This window comes from Photorhabdus stackebrandtii (assembly GCF_011189495.1).
GTDB lineage: Bacteria > Pseudomonadota > Gammaproteobacteria > Enterobacterales > Enterobacteriaceae > Photorhabdus > Photorhabdus khanii.
In genome coordinates this window covers 18,133-29,493 of record NZ_PUJV01000014.1, presented here as the reverse complement: position 1 = coordinate 29,493, position 11,361 = coordinate 18,133, and the positions used below count along the sequence as shown (strand labels likewise).

At 41.5% G+C, this 11,361-nt stretch carries 13 protein-coding genes; 11 read left to right on the top strand and 2 right to left on the bottom strand.

From position 1 onward, the window contains the following. Positions 1 to 3 precede the first annotated feature (3 nt). The 7 genes from mrdB (at position 4) to crcB (ending at position 6,176) form a co-directional block, all read left to right on the top strand. Entirely contained in the window at positions 4 to 1,116 is a 1,113-nt protein-coding gene (mrdB, locus tag C5470_RS13155) for a peptidoglycan glycosyltransferase MrdB (protein WP_036850461.1), read from the top strand. A gap of 13 nt (positions 1,117 to 1,129) precedes the next feature. Then, complete coding sequence (rlpA, locus tag C5470_RS13150; RefSeq protein ID WP_036850458.1) at positions 1,130 to 2,137, top strand: endolytic peptidoglycan transglycosylase RlpA; 1,008 nt, start codon at positions 1,130 to 1,132, stop codon at positions 2,135 to 2,137. A gap of 162 nt (positions 2,138 to 2,299) precedes the next feature. Beyond that, positions 2,300 to 3,511 (top strand): D-alanyl-D-alanine carboxypeptidase DacA, encoded by a 1,212-nt coding sequence (dacA, locus tag C5470_RS13145; protein WP_166289752.1) that lies wholly within the window; start codon positions 2,300 to 2,302, stop codon positions 3,509 to 3,511. Between the two features lie 162 nt (positions 3,512 to 3,673). Next, positions 3,674 to 3,937: a DUF493 family protein YbeD gene (ybeD, locus tag C5470_RS13140; RefSeq protein WP_011145617.1), complete on the top strand. Its 264-nt coding sequence runs from the start codon at positions 3,674 to 3,676 to the stop codon at positions 3,935 to 3,937. 131 nt (positions 3,938 to 4,068) lie between these two features. Then, positions 4,069 to 4,710, top strand: coding sequence for a lipoyl(octanoyl) transferase LipB (lipB, locus tag C5470_RS13135; RefSeq protein ID WP_166289749.1), 642 nt, complete (start codon positions 4,069 to 4,071; stop codon positions 4,708 to 4,710). Positions 4,711 to 4,821: 111 nt separating this feature from the next. Continuing rightward, positions 4,822 to 5,787: a lipoyl synthase gene (gene lipA / locus C5470_RS13130; protein WP_036850452.1), complete on the top strand. Its 966-nt coding sequence runs from the start codon at positions 4,822 to 4,824 to the stop codon at positions 5,785 to 5,787. 14 nt (positions 5,788 to 5,801) lie between these two features. Beyond that, positions 5,802 to 6,176: a fluoride efflux transporter CrcB gene (gene crcB, locus C5470_RS13125; protein ID WP_036850451.1), complete on the top strand. Its 375-nt coding sequence runs from the start codon at positions 5,802 to 5,804 to the stop codon at positions 6,174 to 6,176. A 78-nt stretch (positions 6,177 to 6,254) separates the two neighbouring features. Here the strand turns inward: crcB and cspE are convergent, their stop codons facing one another. Then, on the bottom strand, positions 6,255 to 6,464 hold the full coding sequence (gene cspE / locus C5470_RS13120; RefSeq protein ID WP_021323071.1) for a transcription antiterminator/RNA stability regulator CspE: 210 nt from the start codon (positions 6,462 to 6,464) through the stop codon (positions 6,255 to 6,257). Between the two features lie 219 nt (positions 6,465 to 6,683). Next, a complete protein-coding gene (locus C5470_RS13115; protein WP_036850449.1) occupies positions 6,684 to 7,145 on the bottom strand; it encodes a methylated-DNA--[protein]-cysteine S-methyltransferase in 462 nt (153 codons plus the stop codon). Between the two features lie 334 nt (positions 7,146 to 7,479). On the opposite strand from C5470_RS13115, the gene nrdH reads away from it, so the two are divergent. Genes nrdH through nrdF form a run of 4 tightly spaced genes read left to right on the top strand, consistent with a single transcriptional unit; the run spans position 7,480 to position 11,253 of the window. Continuing rightward, positions 7,480 to 7,710, top strand: coding sequence for a glutaredoxin-like protein NrdH (gene nrdH, locus C5470_RS13110; protein WP_036850447.1), 231 nt, complete (start codon positions 7,480 to 7,482; stop codon positions 7,708 to 7,710). 13 nt (positions 7,711 to 7,723) lie between these two features. Then, entirely contained in the window at positions 7,724 to 8,146 is a 423-nt protein-coding gene (nrdI, locus tag C5470_RS13105) for a class Ib ribonucleoside-diphosphate reductase assembly flavoprotein NrdI (protein ID WP_036850987.1), read from the top strand. Next, positions 8,143 to 10,272, top strand: coding sequence for a class 1b ribonucleoside-diphosphate reductase subunit alpha (nrdE, locus tag C5470_RS13100; protein WP_166289746.1), 2,130 nt, complete (start codon positions 8,143 to 8,145; stop codon positions 10,270 to 10,272). The genes nrdI and nrdE overlap by 4 nt, the downstream gene beginning before the upstream one ends. Positions 10,273 to 10,293: 21 nt before the next feature. Further along, positions 10,294 to 11,253: a class 1b ribonucleoside-diphosphate reductase subunit beta gene (gene nrdF, locus C5470_RS13095; RefSeq protein WP_166289743.1), complete on the top strand. Its 960-nt coding sequence runs from the start codon at positions 10,294 to 10,296 to the stop codon at positions 11,251 to 11,253. Positions 11,254 to 11,361: the final 108 nt, after the last annotated feature.

The following is an 11,361-nucleotide window of genomic DNA, read 5'->3' as shown; positions in this document are numbered from 1 at the left end:
ACCATGACAGAAAACCAGAAAAAGGTTCCTCTCTGGACCAGATTACATATCGACCCGCCATTGCTGCTGTGCATTCTGGCACTACTGGTATACAGCGCTTTTGTTATGTGGAGCGCCAGCGGTCAAGATATGGGGATGATGGAACGCAGAATCGGCCAAATTGGTGCCGGATTTGTTGTCATGATCATTATGGCGCAGATCCCACCAAGAGTTTATGAGAGCTGGGCACCTTATCTCTATATTGTTTGTGTCATTTTACTGATTTTTGTCGATGCTTTCGGACAGATCAGTAAAGGAGCACAACGTTGGCTCGATCTGGGGATCATCCGTTTCCAGCCTTCTGAAATTGCCAAAATTGCAGTACCACTGATGATTGCCCGTTTTATGAACCGCGATTTATGTCCGCCATCGCTGAAAAATACCACTATCGCTTTAATGCTGATTTTTCTACCCACTTTACTGGTCGCCGCCCAACCAGACTTGGGTACTTCAATTCTGGTCGCGGCTTCCGGTCTATTTGTCCTGTTCCTTGCAGGAATGAGCTGGCGGCTGATTGGTATTGCGGCTCTACTATTAGCCTGCTTTATCCCTATTTTGTGGTTCTTTCTGATGCATGGATACCAGCGTGATCGCGTAATGATGTTACTTGATCCAGAAACTGATCCATTGGGTAAGGGTTACCATATCATTCAATCGAAAATCGCTATTGGCTCCGGTGGCTTATCAGGTAAAGGCTGGTTGTTCGGGACACAATCTCAGTTGGAATTTCTTCCAGAACGCCATACTGACTTCATATTTGCCGTGCTATCGGAAGAGCTTGGTTTGATTGGCGTACTACTGTTATTAACATTATATTTGTTATTAATTATGCGCGGGCTGGTTATCGCAACCAGAGCACAGAATACTTTTGGCCGGGTCATGGTTGGCGGCCTAATGCTAATCTTGTTTGTTTATATCTTCGTAAATATCGGCATGGTGAGCGGTATTCTGCCTGTGGTAGGGGTTCCTTTGCCATTTGTCAGTTATGGCGGTTCAGCATTGATCGTCTTAATGGCCGGTTTCGGCATTATAATGTCGATTCACACACACCGAAAATTATTGTCTAAAAGTTTATAAAGAAGAGGTTTCAATGCGTCAACACTGGCTTATACTCGGCATGATTGTGGCTTCATTATCCGGCTGTACCACTCCTGACGAGCAAAAATCTTCCCCGTTACCAGCAGTACCAACACAGGATGTTTTGGGTGCTGAACCTCATTATGAGCCTTATCACCCCAGCGCTAATAATGATTATCAGATGAATGGACATACTTATCATATTGTTCAAGACCCATCTCAATTCAGTGAAACGGGTTATGCCAGTTGGTATGGCGCAGAATCCAATGGCAAAATGACAGCGATTGGTGAACGTTTCAATCCTTATGCTCTGACAGCAGCCCACCCCACCCTACCAATTCCAAGCTATGTCCGCGTGACCAACTTGAGTAATGGCCGTATGATGGTTGTCAGAATCAATGACCGTGGTCCTTATAAACAGGGGAGGATTATCGATCTGTCAAAAGCTTCTGCTGAACGCCTGAACCTGACTCAAAGTACCAAAGTTAAGATTGATTTTATTCAAGTTGCCCAAGATGGCTCTTTATCTGGTCCCGGTACTGTCGGCAGCAAGATAGTTAAGCAGAGTTATGCGCTACCCAGCAGGCCTGTTCTAACAACAGGGCCACTAGGAACACCCACAATGGAGCATGTTCCGGATCAAACGGGCAACCAGCCCTTGGCAAATCAATCGGTGGAGCAAACGCAACCGTTGACTGTACAGTCGGAAGTCACTGGGCAACTACCCGCAATGAAGTTACAACCGCCTAAACCTGTGACAAATAGTACGTCAACAACCGCTGCCCCAACCTCTACGAAAAATGGTTTTATGGTTCAGGTTGGTGCTGTTAGCAGTGAACAACGGGCAAAAGAGTGGCAACATACCCTGGAACAACGCTTTAATGTTCAAGGACGAATAACCCAATATAGCAACGTTTATCGTGTACAATTGGGGCCATTCAACAATCGCCAGCAAGCTACCGATTTACAACAGAAGCTGGCTGATCAAATACAGCAATCCTCCTTTATCGTCAGCCCTTAATTGTTCGCTTGCTGATATCTGGCTTTAACGCAGATATCAGCAAGCGAGGTAAAAAAATGTAAACCTGCTGCCTGTTAAAATTTGCCAATGTCAGTATTTTTTTTCATTTGCTATGATGTGGCTCGATATCAACCTTTTCTCACGGATGTTGTCCAACCGATCATGAAATATACAACCACTTCTCGTTTTATAAAAAGTGTCACCCTGGGTATTGCGCTGGCAATCAGTGCTTCTGCCTTTGCCGATGGGAACGATGTAAACCTGAAAACGATGATCCCAGGCGTGCCTCAGATTGATGCTGAAGCTTATATTCTTATCGACTATAACTCAGGCAAAGTTCTGGCTGAAATGAATGCAGATGCACATCGTGACCCTGCCAGCTTGACAAAAATGATGACCAGTTACGTTATTGGCCAGACAATCAAATCAGGCAAAATCGGCCCAAATGATATGGTCACTGTTGGCACTGATGCATGGGCAACAGGTAATCCGGTATTTAAAGGCTCCTCCCTGATGTTCCTCAAACCAGGAGATCAGGTCTCGGTTTCTATGTTATCTCGCGGTATAAACCTGCAATCCGGTAACGATGCCTGTGTTGCAATGGCGGATTATGTTGCCGGCAGTCAAGAGTCTTTCGTTAATCTAATGAACGGCTATGTAAAATCCCTTGGCTTACAGAATACACATTTTAAAACTGTTCATGGTCTGGATGCGGAAGGCCAATACAGCTCTGCCCGTGATATGGCGTTAATTGGTCAGGCCCTGATCCGCGATGTTCCTGAAGAGTATGCTATCTATAAAGAGAAAGAATTTACCTATAATAATATCCGTCAAACAAACCGAAACGGCTTATTGTGGGATAAGAGCCTGAATGTAGATGGTATAAAAACCGGACACACGAATGCCGCAGGCTATAATCTGGTCGCATCTGCAACGGAAGGCGATATGCGTCTGATTTCTGCGGTATTAGGCGGCCATACTTATAAGGGCCGTGAAACGGAGAGCAAGAAACTGCTGACTTGGGGGTTCCGTTTTTTTGAAACCGTCGCGCCATTAAAAGCCGGCAAAGAATTCGCTTCTGAGCCGGTTTGGTTCGGAGACAACGATAGGGTTCAGCTAGGCGTTGATAAAGATGTTTATCTGACTATTCCCCGTGGACGTCTGAAAGATTTGAAAGCCAGCTATGTCATGAATAATACTGAATTACACGCACCGTTAGCGAAAAGTCAGGTCGTCGGCACCATCAATTTTCAACTTGATGGCAAGACTGTCGAACAGCGCTCATTAGTCGTCATGAACGAAGTGAAAGAAGGCAGCATCTTCAGCCGCTTTATCGATTATATCAAGCTGCTATTTCATCATTGGTTTGGCTAATCCCTGAGATAGTTAAACTACAAAAAAACATAACCCACTAAAGCGAGCCGGCTACACAGCCTGACCGCAATAAAAATCCCCGCGATTTAAGGCGGGGAAGATATCTAATTTTACAGAAGAAAACTAACCGTACATATTGCGGAAAACAAAACAGGAGCGCCCATGAAAACGAAATTAAATGAACTGCTTGAGTTCCCTTGTTCATTCACTTACAAAGTGATGGGCCTGGCTGAGCCTGAGTTAGTCAATCAGGTCGTTGAAGTGGTTCAGCGCCATGCGCCGGGCGATTACTCTCCACAAGTGAAGCCAAGCAGCAAAGGCAACTACCACTCAGTATCCATTACTATTAATGCAACTCATATTGAACAGGTAGAAACTCTGTATGAAGAGTTAGGTAACCTTGAACTGGTACGGGTAGTGTTGTAATACAAACCAGAAAAATCCCCTGTAATTTCACGGGGGATCCTTTATCTATCAGAAACACCACAGTTTCAAGTGGACTAAACTGGTGAGAATCTCTTCTGAGGGTTATACTGACCAAATCTTATAGCTATCAAATGATGTTTCAATTGCAACATAAAACGATCTTCTTACGCCAATTAGGAATACAACCCTACGAGCCGATTTCTGATGCAATGCACTTGTTTACTGAGCAGCGAGATACTGATACATCCGATGAAATCTGGCTGGTACAACATACAAAAGTATTTACTCAGGGGCAGGCAGGTAAGTCTGAACATCTGCTATCTCTCGGTGATATCCCGGTTATTCAATCCGATCGCGGTGGACAAGTCACTTATCATGGTCCCGGCCAGCAGGTCATGTATATCATGATTGACATCAAACGCGCCAAAATTGGTGTACGGCAACTGGTTACAGCAATAGAGGATACCGTGGTTAAAACACTCGCTCACTTTGATGTACAAGCTTATGCCCGTCCGGATGCTCCAGGTGTTTATGTCGAGGAAGCTAAAATCTGCTCTCTAGGATTACGAATACGTAAAGGCTGCTCTTTCCATGGGCTGGCACTTAATATCGCCATGGATTTAGAACCATTTCTGCGTATTAATCCCTGTGGCTATGCCGGTATGAGAATGATTCAACTCAGTGATTTAGTTCCCGGAATTACTGTTGAGCAGGTACAACCTATTTTGGTAGAAGAATTCTGCCAACAGTTAGGATTTAAACTGAATAGTTAAAGATGTTATAATTTTTTAATATTTTTCAAAAATTTTTTAATGGATTTATCATGCAATAGGCTGAATGATAAGTCTCAACCTGATGAATTTAACACTGGAACCAGCACGATTATGAGTAAACCAATTCAGATGGAACGCGGAGTTAAGTACCGTGACGCAGACAAAATGGCGCTGATCCCTGTCAAAACAGTGATTACCGAACGTACAGAAATCTTGCGTAAACCTGAGTGGATGAAAATCAAACTTCCTGCGGATTCCAGCCGCATTCAGGGTATCAAATCGGCCATGCGCAAAAATGGTCTGCATTCCGTCTGTGAAGAAGCTTCCTGCCCTAACCTGGCTGAATGTTTTAACCACGGTACAGCAACTTTTATGATCCTTGGCGCAATCTGTACCCGCCGTTGTCCTTTTTGTGATGTAGCCCACGGCCGCCCAATGGCGCCCGATACCAACGAACCGGTAAAACTGGCACAAACCATCAAAGATATGGCACTGCGCTATGTCGTCATCACCTCCGTTGACCGTGATGACCTGCGTGACGGCGGCGCTCAACACTTTGCTGACTGCATTTCTGCTATTCGTGAAAAAAATCCATCCATTAAAATTGAAACTTTGGTTCCTGATTTTCGTGGACGTATGGATCGTGCACTTGAAATATTGACAGCGACACCCCCTGACGTATTTAACCATAACTTGGAAAACGTACCACGGGTTTACCGTCAGGTACGCCCTGGCGCAAATTATGAATGGTCACTGAAATTGCTCGAAAAGTTCAAAGAAGCCCATCCCGATATTCCGACCAAATCTGGCCTGATGGTAGGTCTTGGTGAGACCAACGAAGAAATTCTTGATGTTATGCGTGATTTACGCCGCCATGGTGTCACCATGCTAACTCTGGGCCAATATTTACAACCCAGCCGCCATCATTTACCGGTACAACGCTACGTTAGCCCACAGGAATTTGATGAAATGAAAGAAGAAGCTCTGGCTATGGGATTCACCCACGCTGCCTGTGGACCATTTGTTCGTTCTTCTTATCACGCTGATTTGCAAGCCAGAGGTGAAGAAGTCAAATAATCATGAGATTTACTATGATTAATATTATGTTGGCTGTATTTATTGGTGGTGGCTTAGGCAGTGTATTACGCTGGTTTATCAGCCTCCACCTTAATAGTATTTCTACTAACATCGCGGTTGGTACCCTTACCGTTAACTGTATCGGTGCATTGATCATCGGGCTAGGGTTAGCCTATTTTAATAAATCCATCCATCTTGATCCGGTCTGGAAACTCATGCTAACCACCGGTTTTTGCGGAGGTTTAACAACCTTTTCCACGTTTTCTGTAGAAGTCGCCTATTTGTTACTGGATGGAAAACTAGGATGGGCATTGGGAACAGTTTTGCTTAATCTTTTCGGCTCACTACTGATGACAATTTTAGCTTTCGCATTGATGAACGAGCTTTAAATTTAAAATTACACACACATCACAAAAATCAAAAAAAACCCGTTGTATCAACGGGTTTTTCAAAATACGGAGTTAAAATCAGATAGCGACAACGTTTACAGCAGATGGACCTTTAGCGCCGTCAGTGATTTCAAACTCTACCTTTTGACCTTCTGCCAGAGTTTTAAATCCGTTGCTCTGAATAGCAGAGAAATGCACAAATACGTCTTTGCTACCATCTTCTGGAGTGATAAACCCGAATCCTTTGGATTCATTAAACCACTTAACGTTACCTTTAATTTTTGACATCAAACTTACCTTTAACGTGAAAATAAGACACAAAACCTGTGTCATATACAGTACAGCAAATAAATTGGTTGATTGTCTATAACCAAGATCACGAAAAGCATAATAAAATACAATAGATCTTATCTTTTATTTAGTTTTGCTGCCAAATAATGCACATATGTAAATATTCTATCACCTTCCCTGGTCTTTTATCAGGCAATTTATTAAACAAACAAACTATTATGCTTTTTCATGTTCCAGTAACCAGCTTTTAATATTCAGGCCACCAGTATATCCCACCAATTTACCATCATGTCCAATAACACGATGGCAAGGTACAATTAATGAGATAGGATTACGAGAATTAGCCATTCCTACAGCACGACAATAATTGACTGAACCTAGTGCCAATGATAGCTGCTTATAACTCCGCACTTCGCCAAACGGGATCTTACATAACTGCGACCATACACGCTGCTGGAATTCAGTTCCTGCCGGATTGAGTGGAACAGCAAACCCGGTACGTTTACCCGTGAAATACCCCCGTAGCTCCTTCACGCACTGTTTAGTGATATCATTTTTCACTTCAAGCGCTGTTTTTTCATCAACAAAATACAGACTGGTTACTCCCTTATCATCCGCAGCGATATGAACATACGGTTTCGGGAATCCTTTAGGTGTATCAAAATACTGATGATACATAGCCACCTCCTCCATTGAAAAAATATCAATTATTATAGGGATTAGAGTAAATCGTCTTTTTAATAAATTGCAATGATGAATTCAGTTGCTCCCTTACCACCGACTAGAAAACTTAAATTTCCCCAATAGGGGAAAAGTCTCCCGGACAATAGAGAATAAACAACACCGTAATTTTGATGACAGTCACTCAATGTAAAATTAACACTATATATAGTATGGTTGAAATAAGATTTCACCACATATAGTATAAATCAAGTTGTAGCCTTTCGGGAAACGGTTACCTGTGAACCAAATTTCGTCATTACACACCCACAAACTGAATAAGGAGTCATTAATGAGCATTACTATTTATAGCAAACCTGACTGCGTACAATGCGACGCAACCTATCAGGCTCTAAACCAAAGAAATATTCCTTATCAGATTATTGATTTAACCGAAAACCAACAAGCTTTAGCGGCTGTCCACACTATGGGTTACCAGCAAGTTCCCGTCGTAGTCGCAGGTACACAGCATTGGTCAGGGTTCCGCCCTGATAAAATCAATACGTTATCTGAGAATTTGTAGGTTTATTATGAACATGAATCCGCTGGTCTACTTCTCCAGTTCATCCGGAAATAGCTACAGATTTGTCCAGAAGCTAAAGATGCCAGCTCTTCGTATTCCGATAAACCAATCAGGTAATCTGCTCAATGTAACTTCACCTTACATTTTACTAATACCAAGTTATGGTGGTGGAAGTGCTAAAGGCGCGGTTCCACCACAAGTGATCCAGTTTCTAAATGTTGCCAAAAACCGGGCGCTGATTCGGGGAGTCATCGCCGCCGGGAATACAAACTTTGGCGAAGCTTACGGTATCGCCGGACGGATAATTTCAGAAAAATGTCGGATACCACTCCTATACCGTTTTGAACTATTGGGTACTGAAGAAGATGTACATCAAGTACGCCAGGGTATCCAAAGATTCTGGCAACATTATTCACCAGAGAATATGCAACCATGACTTTCCAAATTAACGAGCGGCAGGATTATCATGCTCTCAATGCCATGCTCAATCTGTACGATAATGAAGGACATATTCAGTTTGATAAAGACAAACTGGCCATTCATCGCTATTTCCACCAACATGTAAATCAGAACACGGTCTTTTTTCATGATCTGAAAGAAAAACTCGATTTCCTTCAGCAAAAGGGATATTACGAAACTGAAGTACTAAAACAATACGATTTTACTTTTGTTAAAAAGCTTTTTCAGCAAGCTTATAGCAAAAAATTCCGCTTTCAAACTTTTTTGGGCGCATTTAAATATTACACCAGCTATACACTGAAAACCTTCGATAATAAACGCTACCTGGAACGCTATGAAGATCGGGTATGCATGGTAGCACTGACCTTAGCTCAAGGCGATCAGGTATTGGCTGACCGTTTGGTCGATGAAATTATCAGTGGCCGTTTTCAACCAGCAACACCAACTTTCCTTAATTGTGGTAAGAAGCAGCGTGGAGAACTGGTTTCCTGTTTCCTGCTGCGAATTGAGGATAATATGGAATCCATCGGGCGTTCAATCAATTCAGCATTACAGCTTTCAAAACGTGGCGGCGGTGTCGCCTGCTTACTAAGTAATCTGCGGGAAACCGGTGCACCAATAAAAATGATTGAAAATCAGTCATCAGGTGTCGTTCCAGTAATGAAAATGCTGGAAGATGCATTTTCATATGCCAATCAACTCGGTGCACGCCAGGGTGCAGGTGCCGTTTATCTCCATGCCCATCACCCTGATATTCTTCATTTTCTGGATACAAAACGGGAAAATGCCGACGAAAAGATCCGTATAAAAACACTCTCCATTGGCGTCGTCATTCCTGATATCACTTTTAAATTGGCTAAACACAATGAAGAAATGTATCTATTCTCACCTTATGATATTCAGCGGGTTTATGGCGTGCCAATGTCTGAAATTAGCATTACAGAAAAATATGCTGAGATGGTAAATAACAAAAAAATTCGCAAATCAAAAATCAATGCCCGTGAATTCTTCCTGACATTAGCTGAGATCCAATTCGAATCCGGTTATCCTTATATTATGTATGAAGACACCGTGAATCATGCAAACCCAATTAAAGGTCGGATCAATATGAGTAATTTATGTTCCGAAATTTTACAGGTTAACAGTGCCAGTGAATATGAAGATGATTTAAATTACCTCCACATCGGGAAAGATATTAGTTGTAATCTGGGATCGATGAACATCGCTCATACAATGGATTCACCTGATTTTGCCCTTTCTATTGAAACAGCTGTTCGCGCCTTAACTGCCGTATCAGATATGAGCCATATCGGTTCAGTTCCTTCTATCGAGAAAGGAAATCAGGATTCTCATGCAATTGGTTTAGGTCAAATGAATCTTCACGGCTATTTGGCAAGGGAAAGCATTCATTATGGTTCTGAAGAGGGAATTGATTTCACAAACATCTATTTTTATATCGTCACTTATCATGCTTTGCGTACTTCAAATCAGATTGCAATTGAGCGAAATAGCTACTTTAAAAGTTTTAAAAATTCCCGTTATGCCAGTGGTGAATTTTTCAATAAATATACGGAAAGATCATGGCAACCTCAGACAAAAAAAGTCCGTCAACTATTTGAACAAGCAGGAATAACTATTCCCAGACAACAAGACTGGCTTGAATTAAAAACCTCAGTGATGGCTCATGGTATTTACAATCAGAATCTTCAGGCTGTTCCTCCCACTGGTTCTATTTCATATATCAACAATTCAACCTCAAGTATTCACCCGATTGTATCCCGTATTGAGATCCGTAAAGATGGCAAAACAGGAAGAGTATATTACCCTGCTCCATTTATGACCAATAATAATCTTGAATATTACAAAGATGCTTATGAAATAGGGCCGGAAAAGATTATTGATACTTATGCCGCAGCGACTCAACATGTTGATCAAGGATTATCACTGACACTTTTCTTTAAAGATGATGCCACTACCCGTGACATTAACAAAGCCCAAATTTATGCCTGGCGTAAAGGGATCAAAACACTTTATTACATTCGTCTGAGACAAACCGCTTTAGAAGGTACAGAAATACAAGGCTGTGTTTCATGTTCACTGTAAAATTAATGCTGGAAATTTATTATGATTAGTCATCCTATATGTGCAATTAACTGGAACCGAATTGAAGACGACAAAGATCTGGAAGTATGGAACCGGCTGACAACTAACTTTTGGCTACCGGAAAAAATTCCGTTATCTAATGATATTCCTTCATGGAATACACTGACAGCAGAAGAGAAAAAACTGACTATCCGGGTATTTACCGGGTTGACCCTATTGGATACCATCCAGAACACAGTCGGCGCTCCGGCATTGATGAAAGATGCACTGACACCTCACGAAGAAGCGGTTATGTCCAATATTAGTTTTATGGAAGCCGTTCACGCACGCTCTTACAGTTCCATCTTTTCAACATTATGCCTAACTACTGATGTAGATGACGCCTATCACTGGAGTGAAAAGAGTTTTTTATTACAGAATAAAGCTAAAATTATCTTAAATTATTATTGTGATAATCATCCATTAAAGAAAAAGGTCGCCAGTGTTTTTCTGGAATCATTTTTATTTTATTCAGGCTTCTATTTACCGATGTATTGGTCAAGTCGGGGAAAATTAACAAATACAGCCGATTTAATCCGACTTATTATCCGGGATGAAGCTATTCACGGTTATTATATTGGATATAAATTCCAAAAATCATTGGATAAATACGCTGAACCAGAGAAAAAAGAAATTAAAAACTTTGCCTTTTCATTATTATTAGATTTATACGAAAATGAAGTGAAATATACAGAAGAACTTTATGGTATTATTGGCTGGACTGAAGATGTCAAAAAATTCTTACATTATAATGCCAATAAAGCATTAATGAATCTCGGATATGAAGCCCTATTTCCCTCAGAAACGACGAATGTCAGCCCGGCAATACTCTCCGCGTTATCACCTGGAGCAAATGAAAACCATGATTTCTTTTCTGGTTCAGGCTCATCGTATGTTATTGGTAAAGTAATTAACACAGAGGATGAAGATTGGGATTTCTGAAGAAAATGATTTTATTTTATATAGAATATTTCGAACGTCAGATAACCATAGTACGATAATATTCAAAAACAATATCATTAAGCCTATTTTTTAAACGATAAAATGCCA

Excerpts from the sequence above, each read along its gene's own strand:
- mrdB (WP_036850461.1), top strand. The coding sequence starts at position 4 with ATGACAGAAAACCAGAAAAAGGTTCCTCTCTGGACCAGATTACATATC.
- rlpA (WP_036850458.1), top strand. The coding sequence starts at position 1,130 with ATGCGTCAACACTGGCTTATACTCGGCATGATTGTGGCTTCATTATCC.
- dacA (WP_166289752.1), top strand. The coding sequence starts at position 2,300 with ATGAAATATACAACCACTTCTCGTTTTATAAAAAGTGTCACCCTGGGT.
- ybeD (WP_011145617.1), top strand. The coding sequence starts at position 3,674 with ATGAAAACGAAATTAAATGAACTGCTTGAGTTCCCTTGTTCATTCACT.
- lipB (WP_166289749.1), top strand. The coding sequence starts at position 4,069 with ATGATGTTTCAATTGCAACATAAAACGATCTTCTTACGCCAATTAGGA.
- lipA (WP_036850452.1), top strand. The coding sequence starts at position 4,822 with ATGAGTAAACCAATTCAGATGGAACGCGGAGTTAAGTACCGTGACGCA.
- crcB (WP_036850451.1), top strand. The coding sequence starts at position 5,802 with ATGATTAATATTATGTTGGCTGTATTTATTGGTGGTGGCTTAGGCAGT.
- cspE (WP_021323071.1), bottom strand. The coding sequence starts at position 6,464 with ATGTCAAAAATTAAAGGTAACGTTAAGTGGTTTAATGAATCCAAAGGA.
- C5470_RS13115 (WP_036850449.1), bottom strand. The coding sequence starts at position 7,145 with ATGTATCATCAGTATTTTGATACACCTAAAGGATTCCCGAAACCGTAT.
- nrdH (WP_036850447.1), top strand. The coding sequence starts at position 7,480 with ATGAGCATTACTATTTATAGCAAACCTGACTGCGTACAATGCGACGCA.
- nrdI (WP_036850987.1), top strand. The coding sequence starts at position 7,724 with ATGAATCCGCTGGTCTACTTCTCCAGTTCATCCGGAAATAGCTACAGA.
- nrdE (WP_166289746.1), top strand. The coding sequence starts at position 8,143 with ATGACTTTCCAAATTAACGAGCGGCAGGATTATCATGCTCTCAATGCC.
- nrdF (WP_166289743.1), top strand. The coding sequence starts at position 10,294 with ATGATTAGTCATCCTATATGTGCAATTAACTGGAACCGAATTGAAGAC.